Genomic DNA, 22,419 nt, shown 5'->3' with positions numbered 1-22,419 from the left:
ACTGCAGGGGGGACCCTGTGGGAGAGTAGGACACCGCCGAACAATTTTTGGGGAAACCCCGCACCGTATGGTGCGGGGTTTTCCGCGTTTCAGGGTCCACTTAGGATTCCTGGTATGCGTCACGACCTCATCCTCTTCGACAACGACGGTGTCCTCGTGGACAGCGAGCCGATCTCCAACCGGCTGCTGGCCGCCTACCTCACCGAGCTGGGGCACCCCACGTCGTACGAGGACTCGCTCCGCGACTACATGGGGTCGGCGATGCACCGGGTCCACGACCTGGTCCTGGAGCGCACAGGCCGGCGGCTCCCCGAGGACTTCGACGACGTGTTCCACGCCCGTGTCTTCGCCGCGTTCGAGCGCGAGCTGAAGCCCGTGCCCGGCGTCGCCGAGGTCCTGGAGAAGCTGACGGCCGACGGCGTGCCGTACTGCGTCGCCTCGTCCGGGAGCCACGAGCGCATCCGCGTCGGCCACCGTACGACCGGGCTCGACCGGTGGTTCGAGGACGAGCGGATCTTCAGCTCCCAGGACGTCGGCCGGGGCAAGCCGGCCCCCGACCTGTTCCTGTACGCGGCCGCGCGGATGGGCGTCGCGCCCGACAGGTGCCTCGTCATCGAGGACTCCCCGCTCGGTGTGCAGGCCGCCCTCGCGGCCGGCATGGAGGTGTACGGGTTCACCGCCATGACGCCCGCCGAGCGGCTCGCCGGCGCCGGTCAACTCTTCTCCGACATGGGACAGTTGGCCGACCTGCTGGGATGAGCCGGGACATGACCCGGGCCACCCGCGGGGCACTGACATTTGTCATGCCGGCCTCCGGACGATCGTTCCTACCGGCGGACCCCGCCCGGCGGCGAAGCTGAGGGCATGACGAAGAACACGGGGAACCAGGGCCGGGCCGACCAGCGGCAGCCGAGCGTGCTCGACAACTTCAAGCCGCTCCTCCTCGACGTGGCGGTGCCGCTCGGCTCGTACTACGTCTTCCGGGACGGCCTCGGTATGAGCACCCTCGCCGCCCTCGCCTGGAGCAGCGCGGTGCCCGCGGCGCGGACCGTGTGGAGCCTGGTCAAGGAGCGGCGGACGAACGCCCTGGCCGGTCTGATCCTGGTCGTCAACGTCGTCTCCCTGCTGCTGAGCTCCGTCACCGGCGACCCGCGGCTGATGCTCGCCAAGGACAGCGCCGTCAGCAGCACCGTCGCGATCGGCATCCTGGTCTCCGTGGCGCTCGGCAGCCCGATGATGACCGCGGGGATGAAGCCCTTCCTGGTGAAGGGCGACGCCGTCAAGGAGGCCGCCTGGCAGCGGCTGATGTGCGGTGACTCGACGTGGTCCGCGGTGTTCCGCCGCAAGGAGCGCGCGTTCTCCCTGGTCTGGGGGCTGGCGCTGCTGGCCGAGTGCGTGGCGCGGATCGTGGGCGCGTACACCGTCCCGGTGGACACGATGGTCTGGCTCGGCACGGTCGTCATGGTGGCGACCATGGCGGTCGCGTTCCTGGTCAGCGGCGGGCTGGCCGCCGGACCGATGCAGCACATACTGGCCGCCGAGGCCGAGAGGGCCGAGACGGCCGGCCCCACCGAGGCCGACTCCGGCACGGTCCCCGCCGGGCATGTGCCGCAGACCGCTCCCGCCGTCGCCGCCTGAAGCTGAAACAGATTCATCTTCTACGGATCTACCCACAGGTAGCCCGGGGCCCTACGCTCGCCGCCATGACAGAAGTGCTGCGGCGCGGTAGGGCCTCTCTGGCGTTCTCCTTCTTCGCCCAGGGCGCCGCCTTCGCGCTGCTCGTGACGCGGATCCCCGCCGTCCAGGACCGCTACGGCATGTCCGACAGCGTGCTGCCGGTCTTCCTGGCCGCCGTGCCGATCCTCGCCGGCGTCGGCAGCGTCACGACCGAGCAGTTGGTGCGGCGCGTCCGTCCCAGCCGGGTGCTGCGCTGGTCGCAGCCGCTGGCCATGCTGGCCCTGCTCGCGGTGGGCGCCGGGGACGGGATCGCCGCCCTCGCCGTCGCGCTCGGCGTGTTCGGACTGGCGGTGGGCGCGCTGGACGCGTCGATGAACATGCTCGGCGTGAGCCTCCAGCGCTCCTACGGCCGCAGCATCATGCTCAGCTTCCACGCCGCCTACAGCCTCGGCGGGATCGTCGGGGCTTCGCTCGCCTGGGTGGGGGCGCACTGGCACCTGGCGCTGTGGGTGTCGTACCTGCCGGTGGTGGCGGTACTGCTGCCGGCGGTGCTGGCCGGCAGCCGGTGGTACGTCGACGCGGACGGCCCGGAGAGGGCGGCGCAGGCGAGTGCGGGCGCGGCCGGGGCCGGTTCCGTGGTCTTCAGGGCGCTGCTGCCGCTCTGTCTGGTGATGACGTTCGCCTACATCGGCGACTCGACCGTCTCCAACTGGAGCGCAAAGTACCTCCAGGACACACTGGGCAGCTCCGAGCAGCTGGCGACGGTGCCGTACAACGTCTACATGGTCACCACGCTGGTGGGGCGGGCCATCGGGGACGTGGGGGTGCGGCGGTTCGGGGCGGCGACGGTCGTGCGGCTGGGCTCGCTGGTGGCGGCGCTCGGGTTCGCCGTGGTGGCCGGGGCGCCGGGTCCGTGGGTGGGCATGCTCGGCTTCACCCTGCTGGGGCTCGGGCTGTGCGTGCTGGTGCCGCAGACCTTCGCGGCGGCGGGCCGGTTGTTCCCCGGTTCCTCCGACGCGGCGATCGCGCGGCTGAACATCTTCAACTACGTCGGCTTCCTGGTCGGCTCGCCGCTCGTCGGAGCGCTCGGCGACGCCTGGAGCTATCGCGGGGCGATGCTGGTGCCGATGGTGCTGGTGCTGGTGACGTCGGGGTACGCCAGGTCGTTCGCGCCGAGCGGGGACCGATACGGTGGCGGGTATGAGCGGCCGCGCACAGCTGATGTGGGACGAAGCGGTAACGGGGTATGACTTCGGCCCGGACCATCCGATGGACCCGGTCCGGCTCGCCCTGACCCGGAGACTGGTCGGCGCCCTCGGGCTCGACCGTGAGGTGCCGCTGGTCGCGGCCCGGCCCGCCGGCGAGTCCACGCTGCGGCTGGTGCACCGCGAGGACTACATCGAGGCGGTCAAGGCCGCCTCGGCCGATCCCGGGTCGGCGGACGGGGCGTACGGGCTCGGGACGGTGGACGATCCCGCCTTCGCCGGGATGCACGAGGTCTCCGCGCTGATCGCGGGCCAGTCGGTGGGTGCGGCGGAGGCGGTGTGGCGCGGGGACGCGCTGCACGCGGTGAACTTCACCGGCGGGCTGCACCACGCGATGCCGGGCTCCGCGTCCGGGTTCTGCGTCTACAACGACGCCGCGCTGGCCATCGCCCGGCTCCTGGAGCTGGGCGCCGAGCGGGTCGCGTACGTCGACGTCGACGTGCACCACGGGGACGGCGTGCAGGCGGCGTTCTGGGAGGACCCGCGGGTGCTGACGATCTCGCTGCACGAGCACCCCAGGACGCTGTTCCCGCAGACCGGCTGGCCGGGGGAGACCGGCGCCGAGTCGGCGGAGGGCTCCGCGGTGAACATCGCGCTGCCCGCCGGGACCGGCGACGCGGGCTGGCTGCGGGCGTTCCACGCGGTGGTGCCGGAGCTGCTCGCGGACTTCCGGCCGCAGGTGCTGGTGTCGCAGCACGGCGCCGACACGCACTTCGAGGACCCGCTGGCGCATCTGGCGGTGTCGCTGGACGCGCAGCGGGCGGTGCAGGTCGCCTGCCACGAGCTGGCGCACGAGCACGCCGGGGGCCGGTGGGTGGCGCTCGGCGGGGGCGGCTACGCGGTGGTGGAGGTCGTCCCGCGGTCCTGGACTCATCTGGTGGGGATCGCGGCGGGCCGGCCGGTGGAGCCGGAGACGGTGATCCCGGAGAGCTGGCGGCAGGAAGTGTACGCGCGGACCCGGCAGTTGGGGCCGATGCGGATGACGGACGGCCGCTGGCCGGTGGCGTTCGCCGAGTGGGAGGCGGGATACGACCCGGCCGACCGCCTGGACCAGGCGATCCTGGCGACCCGCAAGGCCGCGTTCCCGCTGCGGGGGCTGCTGCCGTAGCGGCCGCGGGGCGCGCGGTCCGCGAGGGGCGGAGCGCGCTGGTCCGTGGAGCGCGGGGCGGGCCGGCCGCGAGGAGGACCGGGACGGCCCGCTGTCCTGTCCCTTACGCCGACCGTGCGGTGTTCGCCCGTTCCCGCCCCGGCCGGGCGGGCCGTGCGTCAGCATCGCACCCGTGCCGACCACCACCGCCGCCCCGCCCGGCCCCACGCGCGACCGTCTGCGCGACCACCTCCTCGCCGCCCGGCTGGCCGGGCCCGTGGCCACCACCCGGGAGGCGAGCCTGCGCAGCTACCGGCTGTTCGCGGCCCGGGACCCCCGCGCGCTGCTCGGGATCGACCCCGGACGGGACTGGCGTCAGCCGGACCTGATCGAACTGATGGCTGAGAAGTGCGGCGTTTCGGCCGACCCGGAGCACATCTTCGGCCATGATGTGATTGACCCGGACCTGACCCTGGCGGCGCTGGACGCCTTCGCCGACCGGCTCCGGGAGATCGCCCGGAGGGCCGCGCCCGTCCTCCTGGGCACCGGTCACCCGCATCGACTGCTGGGTTTCTACGCCGAGTTGGCGGCCGCCCTGTCGGCGGCGGGATGTGACGTCCTCACCCCGGCGCAGGGTCGCTCTGTCGACATATTGACCCGGTTCGGTCTACGCACGCACCGCCTCGAGTACGTACGGGGCGTCGGTCTGGTACGGCCCGCGGGTCCCGAACGCACCGGTTGTGAGCCGGGCGCACACACGCACTCCCCGCTGCCGGTGCGGCTCGCCCTCGACGCGGCGGCCGATGCCGGCGGGCCGCTTCCGGAGCTGGTGATCGGGGACCACGGCTGGGTCTGCGGAGCAGGTCAGCTGGGGTTCGAGGCCATGGGGCCGGCCGACACGGACGACCCCGCGCTGTTCGTGGGGCAGGCGGAGGGGCGCGTGTCCGTCGTCGTCCCGCTCGACGACGCCGTACGGTCCGCCTACTACCGCCCGCTCATCCGCTACGTACTCAATCGAGCGTGTCTGTCACAGTAGGCCGCCGATGGGTGCACCTCTTCCCCACTCGCATCACCCGCCCCTACATTGGGGAGTGAGCACGCAGCGACGAAGAGTCACCGGAAGGGGAAGCCGGTGGCCGTCGAGTGCGGAAGGTGCAGGTGTGTCATGGCTGCAGCTGGCGAGAGGCCTCTCAACGAGGTCCAGTTCCTCACCGTGGCGGAAGTCGCCTCGGTGATGCGAGTGTCGAAGATGACCGTGTACCGCCTGGTGCACAGCGGTCATCTGCCCGCGATCCGGGTGGGGCGGTCCTTCCGCGTCCCGGAGCAAGCGGTTCACGATTACCTTCGCGAGAGCTATGTGGGGGTGGAAACCGCCTGACGATCGCCACGACGACGGCCGGCGGGGGCCCGCACCGGGCCGTATGCCCTGGACAGCGCGGTGCCGGGTCCCTCCGGGCGCCTCGATTAACGGCCTCAGCACTCGGGCGGGTAGGCTAGCCCCTCGTAGGTCGTGTGGGCCCATGGCGCCCAAACACCGAGTGATGAGAAGTGAGCGAGGGTAGTCGTGGGCTCTGTTATCAAGAAGCGGCGCAAGCGGATGGCCAAGAAGAAGCACCGCAAGCTGCTGAAGCGCACCCGCGTCCAGCGTCGCAACAAGAAGTAGCGACGCCGGTCGCCACGTCATAGTGCGCGACATCGCGAGAGCGTGTCCGCAGCCCCTCACCGCATCCGGTGGGGGGCTGCGCCTTTTTCCGGGCGTGCCATGACCGTCACCTCCCGCAGTCGGCGGCCATCACAGCGCAACATGGAACCGGTAGGTTGGCGGCAGTCGGGGAACGCGACAGTGACGGAACGCCGACATCCGGGTGCCGCGCCAGGAGCCGGGGACCGTGCCGCGGTCCCCGTACCGGCAAGCGGCGCCGGAGCCCGGGCACCGGTACCGGCTGCCGGAACCAGTCGCTGGAAGGAAGGCGCTGATCGTGGGACAGGTCGTGCTCGTGACCGGAGCGGCCCGCCGACTGGCCGGCCGGTTCGTCCGGCGGGTCCAGCGTGATCCGCAGGTGGGCCGGGTCGTCGCCGTGGACGTGGTCCCGCCCGAGCACCATCTCGGCGGCGCGGACTTCGTCCAGGCCGACATCCGCCAGCCCACCATCGCGCGGGTGCTCGCCGAGACGGGCGCCGACACGGTCGTCCACATGGACGTGACGGGCACCGCGCTGGGCGGCGGCAGCCGGGCCACGGTCAAGGAGACCAACGTCATCGGCACCATGCAGCTGCTGGGCGCCTGCCAGAAGTCGCCCAGCGTGCGCCGGCTGGTGGTGAAGTCCTCCACCAACGTCTACGGCTCCGCGCCCCGCGACCCGGCGGTGTTCACCGAGACCACCCCCGCCAAGTCCCTCCCCAGCGGCGGCTTCGCCAAGGACGCCGTCGAGGTCGAGGGCTATGTGCGGGGCTTCGCGCGGCGGCGGCCGGACGTGGCGGTGTGCGTGCTGAGGTTCGCCAACATCCTCGGCCCCACCGCGGACACCCCGCTCGCCTCCTACTTCGCGCTGCCGGTCCTGCCGACCGTCTTCGGCTACGACCCGCGGCTCCAGTTCGCCCACGAGGACGACGTGATCGAGGTGCTGCGGATCGCCTCGCACGAGGCCCGGCGCGGCACGCTCAACAGCGGCACGTTCAACATCGCCGGGGACGGGGTGCTGTTGCTGTCCCAGTGCGCCCGGCGCCTCGGCCGCCCCACCGTGCCGCTGCTGCTGCCGGCGGTCACCTGGGCGGGCTCGCTGGTGCGTACGCTGGGGATGACGGACTTCTCACCCGAGCAGATCCGGCTGCTCACCCACGGCCGGGTCGTGGCCACGGACGAGATGCGCGGAACGCTCGGCTTCGAGCCCCGGTACACCACAGCGGAGACCTTCGCGGACTTCGCCCGCAGCCGTGGCCCGGGACTGCTGCCGCCGGAGGCCCTGGCAGGGGCCGTCGACCGGATCGCCGCCGTGTCCCAGCGGGCCGGCGGCCCCCTTCCGACGCACAGCGCCAACTGAGGAGAGCGGCAACGATGGCGGACGCCAAGGTCATTCCGTTCGACGACGACCGGTCCCGCTCCGGCGCGGGCCAGCGGCCCTCCCGCCGCCGCGGCACGGCCGCCCGCCGCCCCGCCGCCGGTCCCGGCGGCGAGACCGCCGCGGCCGGCGAGGTGCAGCCGCTCCAGGCCCTGACCGCCGCGCGGGAGGAGGGACCGGTGACCGGTGGCGAGAGCCCCGAGGACCGGCCGCAGGGGCAGCCGGAGACACCGCGTGAGCCCGACGGCACCGCCGCGGGCCTGGCGGCCGGTCTCGAACGGCGCCTCGCGAGCGGCCTGTCGTTCCTGCGCCGCCGCGTCACCGGCGAGTACGACGTCGACGACTTCGGCTACGACGCCGAACTGACCGACCATGTCCTGATGTCCCTGCTCCGCCCGGTGTACGAGAAGTACTTCCGGGTGGAGGTGAAGGGCGTCGAGAACATCCCGAAGGAGGGCGGCGCGCTGATCGTCGCCAACCACTCGGGGACGTTGCCGCTGGACGGCCTGATGATGCAGGTCGCCGTCCACGACCACCATCCGGCGGGGCGTCATCTGCGCCTCCTCGCGGCGGACCTGGTGTTCGTGCTGCCGGTGGTCAACGAACTGGCTCGCAAGCTCGGCCACACCCTCGCCTGCACGGAGGACGCCGAACGGCTGCTGGGGCAGGGCGAGCTGGTCGGGGTGATGCCGGAGGGCTTCAAGGGCATCGGCAAGCCGTTCGGCGAGCGCTACAAGCTGCAACGTTTCGGCAGGGGCGGTTTCGTCTCCACCGCGCTGCGCCAGGGCGTGCCGATCGTGCCGTGCTCGATCGTCGGCGCGGAGGAGATCTACCCGATGATCGGCAACGCCAAGACCCTGGCGCGGCTGCTCGGGTTCCCGTACTTCCCGCTGACGCCGACCTTCCCGTGGCTCGGGCCGCTGGGCCTGGTTCCGCTGCCGACGAAGTGGACGATCCAGTTCGGCGAGCCGATCCCGACGGACGGCTATCCGCCGGAGGCGGCGGAGGACCCGATGCTGATGTTCAACCTGACCGACCAGGTACGCGAGCAGATCCAGCACACGCTGTACAAGCTGCTGGTACAGCGGAGGTCGGTCTTCTTCTGACCGGGCTTCTCCTACCGGTCAGCTTCCGACCGGGCACGCGTACGGCGCTGGGGGCGCCCTCGTCCACCGAGGGCGCCCCCAGCGCCGTACCGCTCTGTCGCTACCTCGCGTCCTCGTCCTCGATGCCGAGGCCGGGCAGCAGGCCCGGGAGGAGGGGCGGGATCGTGACGTCCGGGCCGGCGCCGGGCGTCTTTCCGGCGGTCGGCGAGGTGCTGCCGCTGGGCTTGGGCGGGTCGAGCAGGCCGCCGGCCGCGCCGCCGATCAGGCCGTCGCCGTTCTCGCTGCCGGAGCCGGCCGAGGCGCTCGGGGTGCCGCTGCCGGACTCGTGGCCGCTGGACGGCGAACCGCCGCCGGCGCTGGGCGGGGCCGTACGCCCGGGGTGGGTGGTGTGCGCGGAGGCGCTCGGCCCGGCGCCCTGCCGCTCCCCGTCGCCGCCGGCCGGGGGTTCGGGCAGCAGTGACTGGAGCGGGGCGACCTCTTCGTCTATGGCGTCGAACACCGACGACACCTCGTCGCCCACGTCGCCGAGCTGCACGGGAAGCCGCTCCCGCAGGGCGCCCCAGGCCTCGCGGTGGGAGCGGGAGAAGGCGGAGAGGGCGCGGATCGGGCCGAGGGAGTCGGGGTCTCGCTCGTACGCCTCGTGCAGCAGGCGGTGGCCCTCGGTCGCGTCGTGCTTCATCCCGGACAGGGTGCGGCGGATCTCGGCGAGGTCCTCGTGGTCGAGGTGTCCGGCGCGGTCGCGCTCCATCAGCCGACGGGCCTCGCCGAGCCGGGTGCCGGCCAGGTCCAGGTAGGCCTGGCCCTGCTCGTCGGCGCCGTCGGTCAGGTAGGTGAGTCTGAAGTCCTCGATGCCGCGCTTGAGGCCGTACAGCGAATCACCGGGGAGGGCGTCGGAGCTGGCGGCGGCCACACCGCCGAACGCGCCCGCGGCCACCCCCACGCTGAGCCCGCCCGCGGCCAGGCCCTTCGCCAGCCGGCTGCGCGGCCGCAGTTTCCCCAGGCCGCTCGCCCGGTGGGCGCCGTGAGCCCGATGCGAACGCTGCCCGGGCAGTGCGGAAAGCTCCCTCGCCTCGCCCGCGGCGGTGCCCTCCTGGAGCATGGCCTCCATCGCGGCCACCAGTCGGGCCCGCTGGGCGACCTTGACCTCGGGGTCCAGCTCGGGCCGGGGCAGCGCGCCGAGACCGCTGGCGACGGCCAGCAGTCGGTCCTGTTCGGTCGGGTCCGCCGCTGCCGGCTCCGGAGCTGGTCCTTCCGACCGCTCGGCCGCCGCGCCCCGGTCGGACGACTCCTCCACGGCCTGGGCGAAGGCGTTCGCCCGCCGGTGCGCCGATACGTTCGCGATCACTGGCGGCACCTCCTCTCGTCATGACGGTCGACTCCCCAGGGGTCCTGAGGGTTGCACGCTCGCGACCGCCGTCACCCGGACGAGTGATCAGCGTGGGCCAAGGCGTGACCGCAGGGAGCCTCTATCCCGCACAACGAGCGGCTCGGCACTTCGGTTACGGATGTCCGGGGATCGGATCGAGAAGTCAACGTACCCCTGGAAAGGGCGAGTTGACGGCCGGTCGGCCGGGACGGTCAGCGGGCGTCCTCCGGCAGGAGCCGGGCCAGGGTGCGCACGGCACGGTACTGGAGGGTCTTGATCGCACCCTCGTTCTTGCCCATCACCCGGGCGGTCTCGGCGACCGAGAGACCTTGCAGGAAGCGCAGCGTGACGCACTCCTGCTGCTGCGGGTTGAGCCGGCGCACGGCGTCCAGGAGGGCGGCGTTGGACAGGGACTCCAGGACGGAGTCCTCCGGGGAGCGCTCGACCTCGTTGGCGTCGAGCATCTCGCCGGTGGTGACCTCCAGGCGGAACCGGCTGGACTTGAAGTGGTCGGCGACGAGGTTGCGGGCGATGGTGACCAGCCAGGCGCCGAAGTCGCGGCCCTGCCAGGTGAAGGTGCCGATGCGGCGCAGCGCCCGCAGAAAGGTCTCGCTGGTCAGGTCCTCGGCGGTCGCCTTGCCGCCGACGCGGTAGTAGACGTACCGGTACACCGTGTCGCTGTACTGGTCGTAGAGGCGGCCGAAGGCCTCGGCCTCGCCGGCCTGGGCGCGTTCGACCAGCTCCATCATCCGGGCGCTGTCGCTGTCGGCGGCCGGCCGCCGGACGGTGGCGCCCGCCGCGGCCGTGCGCCCGCGCCGGCCGCCCGCCCGGCCGTCGGCGGTCCGCCGCCCCTCGACGACGGCGCTGCGCGCGGGCCCCTGCTCCAGCCCGTCGGCCAGCGCGTAGCACGGCCCTACGGGCGCGGCGGTGGCGAAGGCGGGACCGGCGGACGCGGTGGGGACAAGACCGCGCAGCAGCTCCAGGACCGTAGCGCGGAGCGTAGCCAGGCCCGAGGCGTCAACCCCGACGTGTGGGTACACGGGACTCCCAGAGGCAGAGCTTCCATCACGTGCAGTGCGGAACCGTTCACCCGTCGTAGCGACGGAGAGATATCGGTTTGCGTCTGAGGAGAATAACGCTTCGTGCAGGGGCTGCTACACCGAGTTGCTCAAATCATCGATTACGTCGCTTCCGTAACCGGTTGACGCCCGATCAGGTGCCGGAGAGTGACCGTTTGCTGATCGGTTCGGTTCGGCTTCGGTATAAGTCGCGGACGGGTTGTGGCGGTGTACCGCCAACGGGTATGGCCAGGGCGGCGGCTGGGTGCGTTCGCCCGTTCGACCGGAATCCGGTGCGACGACACGGCGGTGACCGGAGCGGCGCACGAACGGTCATGGGGCGCCGTGTCAGGGCGGCGCCGGAGGCGGCGAGCGGCCAGGGGCGGCGGCGGGTGGTCCAGGGCGGCGGACGGTCAGCCGCGGTGACGGGTGGTCGGCGACGGTGGTCGATCGGCGGCGGTGGCGGACGGCTCGCGGAGACGGGTGGTCAGCGGCGGCGGCGGTGCAGGGCGATGGCCGCCGCGGTGCCGCCGGCGACCGCGCCGACGCCGGCCGCCGCCGGGATGCCGACCTTCGCCGCCTTGCGGCCGGTGCGGTAGTCGCGCAGCCGCCAGTCCATCTCGCGGGCGTGCCGGCGCAGCTTGGCGTCGGGGTTGATGGCGTAGGGGTGGCCGACCAGCGACAGCATGGGGATGTCGTTGTGCGAGTCGCTGTAGGCGGCGCACCGGGAGAGGTCCAGGCCCTCGGCGGCGGCCAGGGCGCGCACCGCCTCCGCCTTGGCGGGGCCGTGCAGCGGTTCGCCGACGAGGCGGCCGGTGTAGACGCCGGCGACGGACTCGGCGACCGTGCCGAGCGCGCCGGTCAGACCGAGGCGGCGGGCGATGACCTGCGCGATCTCGACGGGCGCCGCGGTGACGAGCCACACCTTCTGCCCGGCGTCGAGGTGGGCCTGGGCCAGTGCCCGGGTGCCCGGCCAGATCCGCTCGGCCATGTACTCGTCGTAGATCTCCTCGCCGATCGACTTCAGCTCGGAGACGCGGTGGCCCTTGACGATGGACAGCGCCGAGTCGCGGACGTCCTGCATGTGCTCGGGGTCCTCGACACCGGCCAGCCGGAACCAGGCCTGCTGCCAGGCGAACCGCGCCAGGTCGCGGGTCTCGAAGAACTTCCGCTTGTACAGGCCCCGGCCGAAGTGGAACAGGGCGGCGCCCTGCATGACGGTGTTGTCGAGGTCGAAGAAGGCGGCGGCGCCGACGTCGCCGTGCACCGGGAACTCGGCCTCCTGGCGGGGTGGAGGCGCGGTCTCCTGCGAGGACTTGCGCGCGGCCTCCGCCGAGGCCTCGCCTGCCAACACGCTCCGCGCCGTGGCGGAGCGCCTACGGGGGGTGAGCCATCCGAGAGCGGCCATGGCGTGAGCATAGCCAGTTCGTTCGGCGCTTCCGGAGCCGCGAGGTGCGGAGCCCGTGAACTCCGGGCGACGAGTCGCCCGGCGGGGGCGCGGGGAGGCGGGCCCGGGGGCGTGCGGGGGGCGCGGCGCCGTGCGGCCGCGGGGGTCCGGCGGGGCGGGGGAGAATGGCGGGCATGAGTCCGTTGTTTCGTCGTCGTGAGCCGGCCGTACCCGCGGACCGGCTCGTCACCCTCGTCCGCAAGCCCGGCTGCCATCTGTGCGACGACGCGCAGACCGTCGTCGAGAAGGTGTGCGCCGAGGTCGGGGCGCGCTGGGAGCAGAAGGACATCAGCGAGGACCGGGAGCTGTACGACCGGTACTGGGAGCAGATCCCCGTCGTGCTGATCGACGGCGAGCAGCACACCTTCTGGCGGGTGAACGAGGACCGGCTGCGCAAGGCGCTCACCGGCTGACGGCGGCCGGGCGGACCGGGCGGCCACCGGGGTTCACCCGCACGGTGACACGGCCGAGCGGCTGTGCGGCGACGGCCTTGCGGCAGCCGGACGACGGCCGGACGACGCCCGGGCGACAGCCGGGCGGCGGAGCGGTGGCCGTGGGGCGGCTCACGGCTGTGCCGGTGGCCGCTGATCAAGACTGACCGGTGAGTACAAACTGACCGAAATTCGCTTAGGATCGACGGCGACTTGGTCTCGGGGGCGGGGATCGTAGAGGAGAGTGTGCGATTTTGCCCCCAACAAAGAAGGAACGCGGTCGCGACTGCGCCGGTTCCGCGCCGGAGCGCCGGGGGCGCGTGACCCCGGTCACGTTGGCCGGGCAAATCGGACACCATCTTTGTGCACGCGTTCACAAAGACATAGCCTGCTTTCGACGGGGCGGTCTGGGGACGTATGACCGCCACAAGCCCCGCTCTACCCGCAGGAGCACCGTGGCAACTGGCCGAACTCACCGACCGGCGACCCGTAGCCGAGGGATTCCCGAGGCCACCGTCGCCCGCCTTCCGCTGTACCTCCGAGCCCTGACCGCACTGTCGGAGCGCTCGGTGCCCACGGTCTCCTCCGAGGAGCTGGCCGCCGCGGCGGGAGTCAACTCCGCCAAACTGCGCAAGGACTTCTCCTACCTCGGCTCCTACGGGACCCGGGGCGTGGGCTACGACGTCGAGTATCTCGTCTACCAGATCTCCCGCGAGCTGGGCCTGACCCAGGACTGGCCGGTTGTGATCGTCGGTATCGGAAACCTCGGCGCCGCCCTCGCCAACTACGGCGGGTTCGCCTCCCGCGGCTTCCGCGTCGCCGCCCTGATCGACGCCGACCCGGCGATGGCGGGCAAGCCCGTCGCCGGCATCCCCGTGCAGCACACCGACGACCTGGAGCGGATCATCCAGGACAACGGTGTGTCGATCGGTGTGATCGCGACCCCCGCGGGCGCCGCCCAGCAGGTCTGCGACCGGCTCGTCGCCGCCGGGGTGACCTCCATCCTGAACTTCGCGCCGACCGTGCTGAACGTCCCCGAGGGCGTCGACGTGCGCAAGGTCGACCTCTCCATCGAGTTGCAGATCCTCGCCTTCCACGAGCAGCGCAAGGCCGGTGAGGAGGCCGCCGCCGACGGCGCGCTGCCCGCCGCCGGCCCCGCCGCCGCGCGCAAGGCGTCCACCGACCAGGGACCCGACGGGGCCGCCCCCGCCGTGATGCCGGCATGAGCCTCCTCGTCGTCGGACTGAGCCACCGCAGCGCCCCGGTCAGCGTCCTGGAACGCGCCTCGCTGAACGAGGACGACCGGATCAAGCTGCTCCAGGACACCGTGGCCGCGGAGCCCGCCACCGAGGCCGCCGTCCTGGCCACCTGCAACCGCATCGAGCTGTACGCCGACGTGGACAAGTTCCACGCCGGTGTCGCCGAGCTGTCCACGCTGCTCGCCCAGCACAGCGGCGTCGGCCTGGAGGAACTGACCCCCTATCTCTACGTGCACTACGAGGACCGTGCCGTCCACCACCTGTTCTCGGTGGCCTGCGGCCTGGACTCGATGGTGGTCGGCGAGGGGCAGATCCTCGGCCAGATAAAGGACTCCCTGGCCCGCGCCCAGGAACTGCACACCGCCGGCCGGCTGCTGAACGACCTGTTCCAGCAGGGCCTCAGGGTCGGCAAGCGCGCCCACTCCGAGACCGGCATCGACCGCGCCGGGCAGTCCCTGGTCACCTTCGGCCTGGAGCAGCTGTCCCAGGGCGCCGACGTGCAGGAATGGGCACACGGCAAGAAGGCCCTGGTCATCGGGGCCGGCTCCATGTCGTCGCTGGCCGCGGCCACGCTGGCGCGCACCGGGGTCGGCGAGATCGTCATCGCCAACCGCACCGCCGAGCGCGCCGAGCGGCTGGCCCAGATCCTCACCGAGGGCGACGACACGCACGTGCTGGCCCGCGCGGTACCGATGGACGCGGTGCCGGCCGAGCTGACACGTGCAGACATCGCCGTCTCCTGCACCGGCGCGACCGGACTCGTGCTGACCGCCGAGACGATCGCCGCCGCCCTGGAGGGCCGCACCGGCGCGCCCGCCGCCGTGACCGAGCCCGACGCGGAGGGGTCCGAGGACGGCCGCCCCCAGGCCGGCCCGCAGGCGAAGGCCGCGCGCGGCGACGTACGCGAGACGCCGCTGCCGCCCACCGCCGGCGAGGAGGGCTGCCCGCTCGACCTGGCCACCGTGGAGCCCGGCTTCTCGCTGCTCGGGGAGTCCGCGGTCGCCGGCATCGACGCCGCCACGCTGGAACAGCACGGCACCTGGGTCGACAACGGCACCGCCGACCGCCGGGACGCCGCCGGGCGCGGGGTCGAGGCCGACGCGGAACTGATCACCGCGCTCGCCGCGACCGCCGCCACCGTCGGCCGCATCCCCGAGCGTCGGAGGCCGGAGCCGGCGCCCGTCGCGCCGCGCCCCGAGCCGGTGCTGTTCGTGCTGGACCTGGCGATGCCGCGGGACGTGGACGCGGCCGTGCACCGGCTGGCCGGGGCGCGCCTGGTGGACATCGAGTCGCTGGCCGGGGCGTCCGCTGACGCGCCGATGGCCTCCGACGTGGACCAGGTCCGCCGGATCGTCGCCGACGAGGTCGCCGCCTTCGGCGCGGCGCAGCGGGCGGCGCACATCACGCCCACCGTGGTCGCCCTGCGCACCATGGCCGCCGACGTCGTCACCAGCGAGATCGCCCGCCTGGAAGGGCGGCTGCCCGGCCTCGACGACAAGCACCGCGCGGAGATCACCCAGACCGTGCGCCGGGTGGTGGACAAGCTGCTGCACGCGCCGACCGTCCGGGTCAAGCAGCTCGCGGCCGAACCCGGCGGCGCCGGGTACGCGGACGCGCTGCGCACCCTGTTCGACCTGGACCCGGAGACGGTGGCCTCCGTCTCCCGGCTCGGGAACGGCGCCGCCGGCGCCGACCACACCGACGACTTCGACCAGAACGGCAAGAACCGAGGGCCAGCATGAGTGAGAAGGCACTGAGGCTGGGGACCAGGCGGAGCAAGCTCGCCATGGCCCAGTCCGGGCAGGTGGCCGACGCCGTGAGCCAGGTGACCGGACGGCCCGTCGAGCTCGTCGAGATCACCACCTACGGCGACACCTCCCGCGAACACCTGGCACAGATCGGCGGCACCGGCGTGTTCGTCGCGGCGCTGCGCGAGGCGCTGGCGCGGGGCGAGGTGGACTTCGCGGTTCACTCGCTCAAGGACCTCCCCACGGCGCAGCCCGCGGAACTGGTCCTGGCCGCCATACCCGAGCGCGAGGACCCGCGTGACGTACTGGTCGCCCGGGACGCGCTCAAGTTCGCCGACCTGCCCCGCGGGGCGCGCGTCGGCACCGGCTCGCCGCGCCGCATGGCGCAGCTGAACGCGTACGCCCGCGCCCACGGCCTGGACATCGAGACCGTCCCGATCCGGGGCAACGTCGACACCCGCATCGGGTTCGTGCACAGCGGCGAACTCGACGCCGTCGTCCTGGCCGCCGCCGGTCTCAACCGGATCGGCCGCGGCGACGAAGTGACCGACTTCCTGTCGGTCGACACCGTTTTGCCCGCCCCCGGCCAGGGGGCCCTGGCGATCGAGTGCGCCGCGGACCGCGCGGACCTCGTCGCGGCGCTCGCCGAACTCGACGACCCGCACACGCGGGCCGCCGTGACGGCCGAGCGGTCCCTGCTCGCCGCCCTGGAGGCCGGTTGCAGCGCTCCCGTGGGCGCGCTGGCCGACCTTCCCCCGCTCTCGGCACCGCTGGAGCGCGGGAATCCCCAGGCCGACCGGCAGATTGTCAAGGAAATGCGCCTGCGCGGCGTCGTCGGCACGACCGACGGCTCCACGCTGGTGCAGTTGTCCACCACCGGTCCCGTACCCCGGACGCACGACGATGCGATGGCGCTCGGTCGCGAACTCGCCACCGAGATGCTCGCCCGGGGCGCGGCCGGTCTGATGGGGGAGCGAGCACTTTGAGCCCCACCACCCTTCCCGCCGGTCCGGAACACGGGCACGTCACCTTCCTGGGTGCCGGACCCGGAGATCCGGGACTGCTGACACTGCGCGCCGTGGAGGCGCTGGCGAACGCGGACGTCCTCGTCGCCGAGCACGAGGTGCTCGACGTCGTACGCACGCACGCCCGAGCGGGCGTCACCGTCGTGCACACGGACCCGGACCCGGCGCAGAACCCTGTTCCGGGCACGGGCACACCCCAGCTGACGGTCGTTGACGGCACGTCAGCAACCGTTGGGGTTCCCGCGGTACGGGATGCCGCACATCTTGTCATGGAGGCCGCGCGCGGCGGCAGGCGGGTCGTCCGTGCGGTGACCGGCGACCCCGGGCTCGACACGGACGCCGCCGCCGAGATGCTCGCGTGCGCCGCCGCCGGCGTCCCCTTCGAGGTGGTGCCCGGCATCGCCAGCGCCGTCGGCGTGCCCGCGTACGCCGGTGTGCCGCTGCGCGACCCCGAGGGCACCGACGTACGGTTCGTCGACGCCCGCACCGCGTCAGGCCGTTGCTGGACCGAGGTCGGCGCCTCCGACGGCACCGTCGTGGTCTCCACGACGCTGGACGCGGTGGCCGCAGCCGCCGGTGAACTGGTCTCGGCCGGCCGCAAGCCGGACACCCCGATGACGGTCACCGTCGCCGGCACCACCACCCGCCAGCGCACCTGGACCGCCACCCTCGGGACGGTCGCCCAGACGCTGAAGCAGGCCAAGGTGCTGCCGTCCCCGGACGGCGGCCGGCCGGTGATAGCCGTCGTCGGCGAGCGCAGCGCGGCCGCGCAGCGCGACCAGCTGTCGTGGTTCGAGTCCAAGCCGCTGTTCGGCTGGAAGGTCCTCGTGCCGCGCACCAAGGAGCAGGCCGCCTCCCTCTCCGACCAGCTGCGGTCCTACGGCGCGGTGCCGCACGAGGTGCCGACCATCGCCGTGGAGCCGCCGCGCACGCCCCAGCAGATGGAGCGGGCGGTCAAGGGCCTGGTCACCGGCCGCTACGAGTGGATCGCGTTCACCAGCGTCAACGCCGTCAAGGCGGTCCGCGAGAAGTTCGAGGAGTACGGCCTGGACGCCCGCGCCTTCGCGGGCATCAAGGTCGCGGCGGTGGGCGAGCAGACCGCCAAGGCGCTGATCGCCTTCGGCGTGAAGCCGGACCTGGTGCCGAGCGGCGAGCAGTCGGCCGCCGGTCTGCTGGAGGACTGGCCGCCCTACGACCCGGTCTTCGACCCGATCGACCGCGTCTTCCTGCCGCGCGCCGACATCGCCACGGAGACCCTGGTCGCCGGGCTGATCGAGTTGGGCTGGGAGGTGGACGACGTCACGGCCTACCGCACCGTGCGCGCCTCGCCGCCCCCGGCGGAGACCCGCGAGGCGATCAAGGGCGGCGGCTTCGACGCCGTGCTCTTCACCTCGTCCTCCACGGTCCGCAACCTGGTCGGCATCGCGGGCAAGCCGCACAACGTGACGGTGATCGCCTGCATCGGCCCGGCCACCGCCAAGACGGCGGAGGAGCACGGCCTGCGGGTGGACGTGATGGCCCCCGAGCCGTCGGTCCACAAGCTCGCCGAGGCCCTGGCCGACTTCGGTCTGCGCCGCCGGGCCGCCGCCCTGGAGGCCGGCGACCCGGTCACCCGGCCGAGCGAGCGCAGGCCGGGGGCGCGGAGGCGGCGGTCGACGACCTGAGGGCCGTGAGCACGAGGCAGTGGCGGAGCGTGCCGTGGTGCGCGCCGCCACTGCGCGTCGTGCGCCGCGATCGCGGAGCCGCGCGGCAGGCACGGGACGCTGACCCGACGGAGGCGGCGACTGCGGAGGTCGTGGGAAGGACACACCGGGCGGCCGCGATGGATCCGGCCCCGGGTGACCCTGGGGCCGGTCACGGTCTCAGGCCAGCGTCGTGATGCAGAACGGCTGGCCCGACGGGTCCAGGAGGACGCGCCAGCGGTCGGGGGAGGGCTGGTGGGCGGGCTTGGTGGCGCCCAGGGTGATCAGGTGGGACTCGGCCGTGTCCAGGTCGTTCACGCCCACCTCCAGGTGGGCGCGCTTCTCCACCGCCGGGTCCGGCCAGGTGGGCGGGCGGTAGTCGGCGACGCGGCTGAAGCCGAGGCCCGGGACGCCCTCGCGGGCCAGGAAGACGAAGTCGTCGCTCTCGAAGGCCACGGGCAGGTCCAGGACCTCGGCGTAGAAGCGGGCCAGTCCCGCCGGGTCGGGGCAGTCGAAGGTGACCGCCGCGTAGCGGAAGGCGGGGGACTCGGGGCTGCTGGGGCTCTGCGGGTTCTGTGTGCTCATGAGGTGCAGGCTAGGAGACGACCAGGACAGGTCCGGTCCTGGTCGTGACGGCGTTGTGGAAGACTTCCGCGACGTGATCGCCGCCTCCGCACGGCTGCTGCGGCTCCTCGCCGTCCTCGCCACCCGCCCCTCCTGGACCTGCGCCGAACTGGCCGAGTGGACCGCCGTCACCGAGCGGACCGTGCGGCGCGACGTGGCCCGGCTGCGGGAACTCGGCTACGTCGTCGACTCCGAGCCCGGCCCCTGGGGCGGCTACCGGCTGCGCGCCGGCACCCGCGTCCCGCCGCTGATCCTGGACGACGAGGAGGCGCTCGCCGTGGCCGTCGGGCTGCGCGAGGCCGCCCTCAGCGGCGCTGTCGGCGGCGACCAGGCCGCCCTGTCGGCCCTGCTGAAGCTGCGCCAGGTGCTGCCGGGCCGCATCGCCGACCGGCTGGCCGGGGCCGACGCCGCCTTCGTGCGCACGCCCCGCCCCGACGAACCGCAGATCACCGCCGGGCTGCTGCTGGAGCTGGCCGCCGCCTGCCGGGCCGGTGAACGCGCCCGCCTGTCCTACCGCGACGGCCAGGGCCGGGCCACCCTCCGGGAGATCGACCCGTACCGCCTCGTGCACACCGGACGCCGCTGGTACTTCGTCGCCCGGGACGTCGCCCGCGGGCAGTGGCGCACCTTCCGCGCCGACCGGGTGGAACGCATCCAGTCCACCGGGCAGCCGGCGGACCTGACCGACCCGCCCGACCCGGCGCTCCTCGTCTCCCGCAACATCGCCACCGGCCCGTACCCGGTGTACGCCACCGTCCGCCTGCCCGTCGGCCTCGACCAGGCGCTGCGGCTGATCCCCGCCACCGTCGGCGCCCACCGCCCCGACGGCCCCGACGCCACCGTCGTCGACGTCGGCGGCCCCGACCCGGACGGTCTCGCCCGCTACCTGCTCAGCCTCGCCACCCCCCTGCGCGTCGTCGCGCCCGGCTCCGTACGGCAGGCCCTGCGCCAGCGTGCACGTGAACTCCTGGCGGCCCTGGACGAGGACGAGCCGTCCGACTCGGCGTCGGCAAAGGCACCGGACGGCCGGGCGTAGCGTAGAAGGCATGACGAAGTACGGATCCTTCCCCGGCACGCGTCCTCGTCGGCTGCGCACCACACCCGCCATGCGCCGTATGGTCGCCGAGACCCGGCTGCACCCGGCGGACTTCATCCTCCCCGCGTTCGTGCGGGAGGGAGCGAGCGAGCCGGTGCCCATCTCGGCGATGCCCGGCGTCGTCCAGCACACCCGCGACAGCCTGAAGAAGGCCGCCGCGGAGGCCGTGGCCGCCGGGGTCTCCGGGATCATGCTCTTCGGCGTGCCCGAGGAGGCCAAGAAGGACGCCCTCGGCACCGCCGGGACCGACCCGGACGGCATCCTCCAGGTCGCGCTGCGCGACGTGCGCGCCGAGGTCGGCGACGACCTGCTCGTCATGTCCGACCTGTGCCTGGACGAGTTCACCGACCACGGCCACTGCGGCGTCCTCGACTCCGAGGGCCGCGTCGACAACGACGCCACGCTGGAGCGGTACGCCGAGATGGGCCAGGTCCAGGCGGACGCCGGCGCCCACATCGTCGCCCCCAGCGGGATGATGGACGGTCAGATCGGCGTCGTCCGCGACGCGCTGGACCAGATCGGCCGCGAGGACGTGGCGATCCTGGCGTACACCGCCAAGTACTCCTCCGCCTTCTACGGCCCCTTCCGGGAGGCCGTCGGCTCCTCGCTCCAGGGCGACCGCAAGACCTACCAGCAGGACCCGGCCAACCTCCGCGAGTCGCTGCGCGAGCTGGAGCTGGACCTGGAGGAGGGCGCAGACCTGGTGATGGTCAAGCCGGCCGGCCCCTATCTCGACATCCTCGCCCGCGTCGCCGACGCCGTGGACGTGCCGGTCGTCGCCTACCAGATCTCCGGCGAGTACTCGATGATCGAGGCAGCCGCGGAGAAGGGCTGGGTGGACCGGGACCGGGCCATCCTGGAGACCCTGACCGGCATCAAGCGCGCCGGCGCCCGCAACATCCTGACCTACTGGGCCGTGGAGGCCGCGCAGAAGCTGCGCTGAGCGCACGGCGGCCTTCACGGCAGCCCCAGGGTCTGGGACGACGTCGTGGACGGACCCTCGTCGCGTACGCCCTCGCCGTCGTCGCAGCCGGTCAGGGCGGCCGCGACGGACAGTACCAGGACCGCCGCGGCGAGCAGGCGTACGCGGGCGCGTACGCCGGTACGGATGCCGGCACGGGGGAGTGCGCGGGTGGTGGAGTGCGTGGGCATGGTGAACCCCGGTGGCGGCGCTGCTCAGAAGTCCACGACGTATTCCATCGTGCTCTGCCAGTACGTCACCGTCAGGCTGTCGTCGACGTAGGCGCTCTTGCCGGGCAGCTTCACCGTGGCGATCGAGCCGTCCTCGAAGGGCACCGTCAGGGTGGTCACCGTGTGCCCGTGGTCGCCGTCGCCCGACAGGCGCACGCCCGCGTACCCCGACTCGCCCGGCGCCAGGCTCACCAGCGCCTGCGGCTTGGTCTCCTCGTCCACCGGCGGCACCGACTGCGCCTCGCCGAACCGGGCCGCCGGGTAGGGCGACAGCAGGCAGCGCTTGGACCCCTTGTTGGTGGCCGTCAGCAGCAGGTGGTTGATGGGGCGGGGCACGGTGACCGCGGTGATCCGGATCTGCGCGGCGCCGCACTTGGTGAAGGCCGCGGAGTCGTTGCCGGTGCTGTGTGCACCGCCGGGGGAGGTCTTGCCCTTGCCGGTGGTGGTGCCGGTGCCTCCCGTGCCGGCGCCTGTGCCGGCGGAGCCTCCGGCTCCGGTTCCGGTACCGGTGGTGCCGCCCTCGGCGCCGCCGGTCGAGCCCGCGGTCCTGGTCGAGGCGGCCGTACCCGTCGTGCCGCCCGAGCCGGTCGAACCCGAGGTCTGCGCGGAGCCGGACGTGTCGCTCTGCGCGGCGGCCACCGGAGAGGGCGTGCCGGCCCCGTCCGTGTCGGTCCCGCCCCCGCAGGCCGTGAGCGAGAGGGCGGCGAGCGAGAGCGCGGAGGCCGCGAACAGGCGGGTGCGGAGCGTGCGTGCGGACATGGTTCCCCCTGGGAGTCGGTGGTGGATCGGTAATGCCTGAGGGCTGCCGTCCGGCCGGTGGCCGGGAGCGCCGTGTTCGGCTGATCCACAGCTTGTGGGACGATGCGTCCCAGGGGCCAGCGACACCGGGTCACTCGGTACGCGGGAATGCTGAAACAGGGTGTGACCTGCGAGAACGGCATCCTGCTGGGACGCCGCCGTGGGACGCGAGAACAGGGAGGGAACGGTGGCGGGAGGCGAGTTCGCCGAGCTGCTGGGGGAGCTGAAGCAGCGGTCGGGGCTCAGTTACGGGGCGCTCGGCAAGCGCCTGCACATGAGCGCGTCGACCGTGCACCGGTACGTCAGCGGCGACGTCGTCCCCACGGACTACGCCCCCGTCGAACGCCTGGCCCGCGTCTGCCGGGCGACCCCCGAGGAACTGCTCGAACTCCACCGCCGCTGGCTCCGCGCGGACGCGCTGCGCGGCGTGAAGACGGGCGGGCCGGCCGCCGCCGAGGTGCGGGAGCGGCAACCGGAACCGGCGCGGGAAGCCACCCCGG

Annotated in this window: 23 protein-coding genes; 17 read left to right on the top strand and 6 right to left on the bottom strand. The window is 73.1% G+C overall.

Annotated features, from left to right (window positions below):
• Positions 1 to 114 precede the first annotated feature (114 nt).
• From AB0N63_RS33175 to AB0N63_RS33135, 9 genes are all read left to right on the top strand, one after another.
• Positions 115 to 759 (top strand): HAD family hydrolase, encoded by a 645-nt coding sequence (locus AB0N63_RS33175; RefSeq protein WP_365535070.1) that lies wholly within the window; start codon positions 115 to 117, stop codon positions 757 to 759.
• A 105-nt stretch (positions 760 to 864) separates the two neighbouring features.
• The gene (locus AB0N63_RS33170) at positions 865 to 1,638 is read left to right on the top strand and encodes a VC0807 family protein (RefSeq protein WP_365535069.1); all 774 of its coding nucleotides are present in this window, start codon (positions 865 to 867) and stop codon (positions 1,636 to 1,638) included.
• A gap of 65 nt (positions 1,639 to 1,703) precedes the next feature.
• Positions 1,704 to 2,927: an MFS transporter gene (locus AB0N63_RS33165; RefSeq protein ID WP_365535067.1), complete on the top strand. Its 1,224-nt coding sequence runs from the start codon at positions 1,704 to 1,706 to the stop codon at positions 2,925 to 2,927.
• Positions 2,878 to 4,050, top strand: a complete 1,173-nt coding sequence (locus AB0N63_RS33160) for an acetoin utilization protein AcuC (RefSeq protein ID WP_365535065.1) — start codon at positions 2,878 to 2,880, stop codon at positions 4,048 to 4,050. The genes AB0N63_RS33165 and AB0N63_RS33160 overlap by 50 nt, the downstream gene beginning before the upstream one ends.
• A gap of 172 nt (positions 4,051 to 4,222) precedes the next feature.
• Positions 4,223 to 5,065, top strand: a complete 843-nt coding sequence (locus tag AB0N63_RS33155) for a phosphatase (RefSeq protein ID WP_365535063.1) — start codon at positions 4,223 to 4,225, stop codon at positions 5,063 to 5,065.
• Between the two features lie 129 nt (positions 5,066 to 5,194).
• Complete coding sequence (locus AB0N63_RS33150) at positions 5,195 to 5,407, top strand: helix-turn-helix domain-containing protein (RefSeq protein WP_019981034.1); 213 nt, start codon at positions 5,195 to 5,197, stop codon at positions 5,405 to 5,407.
• A 186-nt stretch (positions 5,408 to 5,593) separates the two neighbouring features.
• Positions 5,594 to 5,692 carry an AURKAIP1/COX24 domain-containing protein gene (locus tag AB0N63_RS33145; protein ID WP_003948845.1) on the top strand — a complete coding sequence of 33 codons (99 nt, stop codon included), beginning with the start codon at positions 5,594 to 5,596 and terminating at the stop codon, positions 5,690 to 5,692.
• 316 nt (positions 5,693 to 6,008) lie between these two features.
• Positions 6,009 to 7,070 (top strand): NAD-dependent epimerase/dehydratase family protein, encoded by a 1,062-nt coding sequence (locus tag AB0N63_RS33140; RefSeq protein WP_365535061.1) that lies wholly within the window; start codon positions 6,009 to 6,011, stop codon positions 7,068 to 7,070.
• Positions 7,071 to 7,084: 14 nt separating this feature from the next.
• The gene (locus AB0N63_RS33135) at positions 7,085 to 8,194 is read left to right on the top strand and encodes a lysophospholipid acyltransferase family protein (RefSeq protein WP_365535060.1); all 1,110 of its coding nucleotides are present in this window, start codon (positions 7,085 to 7,087) and stop codon (positions 8,192 to 8,194) included.
• A gap of 100 nt (positions 8,195 to 8,294) precedes the next feature.
• Here AB0N63_RS33135 and AB0N63_RS33130 read toward each other — a convergent pair whose 3' ends face one another.
• The 3 genes from AB0N63_RS33130 to AB0N63_RS33120 all read right to left on the bottom strand — a co-directional run bounded on the left by AB0N63_RS33130 (position 8,295) and on the right by AB0N63_RS33120 (position 12,026).
• Positions 8,295 to 9,539, bottom strand: a complete 1,245-nt coding sequence (locus AB0N63_RS33130; protein WP_365535058.1) for a DUF5667 domain-containing protein — start codon at positions 9,537 to 9,539, stop codon at positions 8,295 to 8,297.
• 233 nt (positions 9,540 to 9,772) lie between these two features.
• Positions 9,773 to 10,600: an ECF subfamily RNA polymerase sigma factor, BldN family gene (locus tag AB0N63_RS33125; RefSeq protein WP_365535056.1), complete on the bottom strand. Its 828-nt coding sequence runs from the start codon at positions 10,598 to 10,600 to the stop codon at positions 9,773 to 9,775.
• A 505-nt stretch (positions 10,601 to 11,105) separates the two neighbouring features.
• Entirely contained in the window at positions 11,106 to 12,026 is a 921-nt protein-coding gene (locus tag AB0N63_RS33120) for an HAD-IB family hydrolase (RefSeq protein WP_365535054.1), read from the bottom strand.
• 173 nt (positions 12,027 to 12,199) lie between these two features.
• Here AB0N63_RS33120 and AB0N63_RS33115 point away from each other — a divergent pair, with 173 nt between their 5' ends.
• The 5 genes from AB0N63_RS33115 to AB0N63_RS33095 all read left to right on the top strand — a co-directional run bounded on the left by AB0N63_RS33115 (position 12,200) and on the right by AB0N63_RS33095 (position 18,192).
• Complete coding sequence (locus tag AB0N63_RS33115) at positions 12,200 to 12,478, top strand: glutaredoxin family protein (protein WP_365535052.1); 279 nt, start codon at positions 12,200 to 12,202, stop codon at positions 12,476 to 12,478.
• A 473-nt stretch (positions 12,479 to 12,951) separates the two neighbouring features.
• Positions 12,952 to 13,722: a redox-sensing transcriptional repressor Rex gene (locus AB0N63_RS33110; protein WP_365535050.1), complete on the top strand. Its 771-nt coding sequence runs from the start codon at positions 12,952 to 12,954 to the stop codon at positions 13,720 to 13,722.
• On the top strand, positions 13,719 to 15,497 hold the full coding sequence (locus AB0N63_RS33105; protein ID WP_365535048.1) for a glutamyl-tRNA reductase: 1,779 nt from the start codon (positions 13,719 to 13,721) through the stop codon (positions 15,495 to 15,497). Before AB0N63_RS33110 ends, AB0N63_RS33105 begins: the two co-directional genes overlap by 4 nt.
• Positions 15,494 to 16,489 carry a hydroxymethylbilane synthase gene (gene hemC, locus AB0N63_RS33100; RefSeq protein WP_365535045.1) on the top strand — a complete coding sequence of 332 codons (996 nt, stop codon included), beginning with the start codon at positions 15,494 to 15,496 and terminating at the stop codon, positions 16,487 to 16,489. Before AB0N63_RS33105 ends, hemC begins: the two co-directional genes overlap by 4 nt.
• Positions 16,486 to 18,192 (top strand): uroporphyrinogen-III synthase, encoded by a 1,707-nt coding sequence (locus AB0N63_RS33095; RefSeq protein WP_365535043.1) that lies wholly within the window; start codon positions 16,486 to 16,488, stop codon positions 18,190 to 18,192. The genes hemC and AB0N63_RS33095 overlap by 4 nt, the downstream gene beginning before the upstream one ends.
• A 198-nt stretch (positions 18,193 to 18,390) precedes the next feature.
• On the opposite strand, the gene AB0N63_RS33090 is transcribed toward AB0N63_RS33095, so the two are convergent.
• Positions 18,391 to 18,795 (bottom strand): VOC family protein, encoded by a 405-nt coding sequence (locus AB0N63_RS33090; protein ID WP_365535040.1) that lies wholly within the window; start codon positions 18,793 to 18,795, stop codon positions 18,391 to 18,393.
• A 55-nt stretch (positions 18,796 to 18,850) separates the two neighbouring features.
• On the opposite strand from AB0N63_RS33090, the gene AB0N63_RS33085 reads away from it, so the two are divergent.
• Positions 18,851 to 19,870 carry a YafY family protein gene (locus AB0N63_RS33085; protein WP_365535039.1) on the top strand — a complete coding sequence of 340 codons (1,020 nt, stop codon included), beginning with the start codon at positions 18,851 to 18,853 and terminating at the stop codon, positions 19,868 to 19,870.
• 10 nt (positions 19,871 to 19,880) lie between these two features.
• Positions 19,881 to 20,873: a porphobilinogen synthase gene (gene hemB / locus AB0N63_RS33080; protein WP_365535037.1), complete on the top strand. Its 993-nt coding sequence runs from the start codon at positions 19,881 to 19,883 to the stop codon at positions 20,871 to 20,873.
• A gap of 14 nt (positions 20,874 to 20,887) precedes the next feature.
• Here the strand turns inward: hemB and AB0N63_RS33075 are convergent, their stop codons facing one another.
• A complete protein-coding gene (locus AB0N63_RS33075; RefSeq protein ID WP_365535035.1) occupies positions 20,888 to 21,082 on the bottom strand; it encodes a hypothetical protein in 195 nt (64 codons plus the stop codon).
• A 24-nt stretch (positions 21,083 to 21,106) separates the two neighbouring features.
• Entirely contained in the window at positions 21,107 to 21,880 is a 774-nt protein-coding gene (locus tag AB0N63_RS33070) for a DUF4232 domain-containing protein (RefSeq protein WP_365535033.1), read from the bottom strand.
• Between the two features lie 226 nt (positions 21,881 to 22,106).
• On the opposite strand from AB0N63_RS33070, the gene AB0N63_RS33065 reads away from it, so the two are divergent.
• A partial coding sequence (locus tag AB0N63_RS33065; RefSeq protein WP_365535031.1) for a helix-turn-helix transcriptional regulator occupies positions 22,107 to 22,419 on the top strand: 313 nt, incomplete at its 3' end.

This window comes from Streptomyces sp. NPDC093260 (assembly GCF_040683715.1).
Lineage (GTDB): Bacteria > Actinomycetota > Actinomycetes > Streptomycetales > Streptomycetaceae > Streptomyces > Streptomyces sennicomposti.
This window is presented reverse-complemented; position numbering and strand designations above follow the sequence as displayed.